The sequence below is a fragment of the Paenibacillus sp. P4_A7 genome (assembly GCF_056402455.1).
Map to the genome: position 1 here is coordinate 1 of NZ_JBFUHJ010000509.1, position 3,839 is coordinate 3,839.

Annotated in this window: 4 protein-coding genes; all 4 read left to right on the forward strand. The window is 39.5% G+C overall.

Annotated elements, in window-relative coordinates:
- Window positions 1-345 precede the first annotated feature (345 nt).
- The gene (locus tag AC1DWN_RS29950) at window positions 346-663 is read left to right on the forward strand and encodes an ArsR/SmtB family transcription factor (protein ID WP_477562514.1); all 318 of its coding nucleotides are present in this window, start codon (window positions 346-348) and stop codon (window positions 661-663) included.
- Window positions 664-713: 50 nt separating this feature from the next.
- The gene (locus AC1DWN_RS29955; RefSeq protein WP_477562515.1) at window positions 714-2,129 is read left to right on the forward strand and encodes an NAD(P)-binding domain-containing protein; all 1,416 of its coding nucleotides are present in this window, start codon (window positions 714-716) and stop codon (window positions 2,127-2,129) included.
- Between the two features lie 12 nt (window positions 2,130-2,141).
- Complete coding sequence (locus AC1DWN_RS29960; RefSeq protein WP_477562516.1) at window positions 2,142-3,431, forward strand: arsenic transporter; 1,290 nt, start codon at window positions 2,142-2,144, stop codon at window positions 3,429-3,431.
- Between the two features lie 23 nt (window positions 3,432-3,454).
- The coding region (arsC, locus tag AC1DWN_RS29965) for an arsenate reductase (thioredoxin) (protein WP_477562517.1) at window positions 3,455-3,839 on the forward strand (385 nt) is incomplete at its 3' end.

A 3,839-nucleotide genomic window follows, 5' to 3' on the forward strand; every position in this document is an offset into this window, starting at 1 on the left:
ACGAGTAATTAAGTAATCGCTTAAAGAGAGAGCGCTTTCTAAGATCTGAAATAAAAAGGATCATTCAAATTTGCATAATTATACGTTAAGATACAAACGCTAAATACGAACTTATAAGCCAAGTAAAACGGTGAGTAAAAGAGGTGACATAATCGTCATCTCTTTTTTTTAGAGAAGCACAATTACAGAAGCTAATGTGTAGAGAATTATTAAATCAATTTTTTTTGATTAATGATTGACGTCTCAGAAAGTGATATGGTAAATTGAATTCAGTAATTATATATCAAAAAAAATTGATTTAAAGTAAATCGGTTTTTTGCTTGGAATAGAAAGAAGGTGRCCAAGATGATACCAATTGTTTCATTCAAAGAATACGAAGCGAAATTTAAAGCTCTTGCAGATGAGAAGCGTCTTCAGATTCTATATGAATTGGTGCAACGCGGGAATACTTGTGTCTGTGATCTTGTAGAAATCGTCGAAATGCCTCAGTCCAAACTGTCGTACCATTTAAAAATATTGTTGGACGCTGGTTTTCTTCTTAAGGAAACGCGCGGTACATGGAGCTATTATGAAATTAACCAAGATGGGGTAGATCATATCCTATCAGAGAAGCTTTGCTGCATCTTCAGACCTAATACAAATGTCGGCAACAATTGTTGCTAATTTTTTTGAATGATTAATCAAGAAAAATTGATTTAATGGGAGGAACTACGATGATAAAAGTAAAGAATAATGGCAAGGTTACCCGGATTAATAATCAAGGTAGTTGCTGTAGCGCGCCAACTAACGAAAACAAACAACTGCCCGTAGCCATTATAGGTGCAGGGCCTGTAGGATTAGCCGCAGCAGCACATCWCATTTCACGAGGAGAGTCCTTTGTGCTATTTGATGCGGGAGAAGATGTGGGCGCAAATATTATGAAATGGGCACATGTACGGTTGTTCTCTCCATGGGAGTTCAATATCAATAAAGCTGCAAAACAATTACTACTCTCAAGCGGTTGGGTAGCTCCAGATCATGCCAAAATCCCAACAGGTAAAGAATTAATTGACATGTATTTAAAGCCTTTGTCTGAGCTACCGGAGATGAAGCCTTATATTCATGTGAATGCCAAAGTGACTGCGGTTAGCCGTAAGGGAATAAGTAAAGTCAAAACACAAGGACGTGAACAGCTTCCGTTCGTGATCTATGTTGAAAAAAATGAAGAACGGTTCGTTTTTGAAGCAAAAGCAGTTATCGATGCATCCGGGACTTGGACTAATCCCAATCCAGTCCATGCCGCAGGTGTGTTTACAGCAGAAGAGCAGTCTCTTCTTAACCAGATTTATTATGGAATACCCGATATACTTGGGGATCAACAGGAGCGTTACAGCGGAAAGAAAGTTCTCGTTGTTGGGAGTGGTCATTCCGCTATTCATACACTTTTGGACCTGGGGTCTCTTAAGGAGCAGGTAAAAGATACTGAAATTGTCTGGGTACTAAGAAAATCAAATCTTGAAGGTGTGTATGGTGGACGTGACGCAGATAACCTTCCTGCTAGAGGAGAACTCGGTATACGAATTCAGAAATTAGTTGATACAGGTATCATCAAAGTCATGTCCTCATTCCATATCGAAAAGTTAAAAATGAATGGGGAAAAAGTACAAGTCATTGGATCAATTGGGAGAGAAATGATTTCTATTGAAGGGATTGATGAAATCATTTCAAACACGGGTTCCCGACCGGATTTATCCTTTGTACGAGAAGTTAGAGTGACCACAGATCCTAGCCTGGAATGTGTGTCGGAGCTAGCTCCACTCATTGATCCCAATGTCCATAGTTGCGGCACAGTAAGACCTCATGGCGAAAAGGAGCTGCGACAGCTCGAAAAGGATTTTTATATCGTTGGATCCAAAAGTTATGGAAGAGCACCGACGTTCTTGATGGCTACAGGATATGAGCAAGTAAGATCTGTTGTAGCCGCTTTAGTTGGTGATATGGAATCAGCAGAAAGAGTTGAACTAGAACTACCAGAAACAGGAGTATGCAGCATTGGTGCTCAATCAAGTATTAATCTTGAAGATGAGCGGGTATCAAGCAGTGGATGCTGCAGCACACAAGTGTCCAAATCGGACTCTTGTTGTGGGTAGGAGGAGCAAGTGATGTATCTTGCAGTTATTATCTTTTTACTCACTTTAACTTTTGTGATTTGGCAGCCGAAAGGGCTTAATATCGGCTGGTCAGCTTCAGGAGGAGCCTTGTTAGCTCTCATCTTTCAAGTTGTCACGATAAATGACGTGGTGACAGTTACAGGCATCGTTTGGAATGCGACATTAGCTTTTGTAGCTGTTATTCTAATTTCATTAATATTAGATGATATCGGTTTTTTCGAATGGTCAGCCTTGCACATGGCCCGTATCGCAAAAGGAAATGGCAGATTGATGTTTGTATATGTCATTTTACTTGGAGCAGCGGTGGCTGCATTTTTTGCCAATGATGGAGCGGCGTTAATCTTGACACCGATTGTTCTAGCGATGGTTAGAGCATTGAAATTTCCCGATAAAATGATATTGCCTTTTATTATGGCTAGTGGTTTTATTTCGGATGCAGCATCACTGCCTTTAGTTGTAAGTAATTTAGTTAACATCGTTTCTGCTGATTTTTTCGGCATTGATTTTGCAACTTTCGCAAGCAGAATGATTGTGACTAGTTTATTTTCATTAGGTGCAAGTTTGTTGGTCTTGTTCATTTTCTTTAGAAAAGACATCCCAGTAAACTATGATAGTACTCAGCTTAAAAAACCTTCTGAAGCTATTAAAGATAAAAAATTGTTTCGTCTATCCTGGGTCATACTTAGTGTCCTGCTGATCGCTTATCTGATAAGTGGTTTCATTAAGATTCCGGTTTCCATCATAGCAGGAATCGCAGCTATCGTATTTATTTTACTCGCACGTTCAAGCAAGCAGATTGAAACTACAAAGATCATTAAAGGCGCACCTTGGTCGGTAGTTATTTTCTCGATCGGGATGTATGTAGTTGTTTATGGATTGAAGAACGTAGGTCTAACCGATGCTTTGGGGACTGTGATTGCATATATCGCAGGTCAAGGATTATTTATTACAACGATTGGAATGGGTTTCTTAGCGGCATTTCTTTCTTCTTTAATGAACAATATGCCTACAGTCATGATTAACGCCCTTGCTATCCAAGGTACAGAAACAGAAGGTGTGATTAGAGAAACGCTCATTTATGCGAATGTCATTGGTAGCGATCTAGGTCCAAAAATTACACCAATTGGTTCTCTGGCGACGTTATTGTGGCTGCATGTACTTTCTCAAAAGGGCGTTAAAATCACGTGGGGTTATTATTTCCGAATTGGTATTGTTCTTACCGTTCCGACCCTACTAATCACTCTTATTGGTTTATATCTGTGGTTAAGTCTTATTTCATAACAATAATAAGGAGCTGTTCAACAATGGACAAAAAATTAGTGTATTTTCTTTGTACAGGAAACTCTTGCCGCAGCCAAATTGCCGATGGATTCTTAAACGCATTGGGAGGCGATCTATTTGTAGTCAAAAGTGCAGGCTTAGAAGCACATGGCTTAAACCCTCGAGCAGTTGCCATCATGAAAGAAGCTGGAATCGATATTTCTAATCATACTTCTGATGTTATTGACCCTGAGATTTTGAGCAAAGCGGATTATATCATTACTTTATGTGCTCACGCTGATGATAACTGTCCAGTTGTTCGTAACGATAAAGCAGAACGTTGGCATTGGGGGTTTGATGATCCTGCTAAAGCTACAGGAACGGAAGATGAGATTATTGAGAAGTCTCGTGAAGTGCGTGATTCAATAA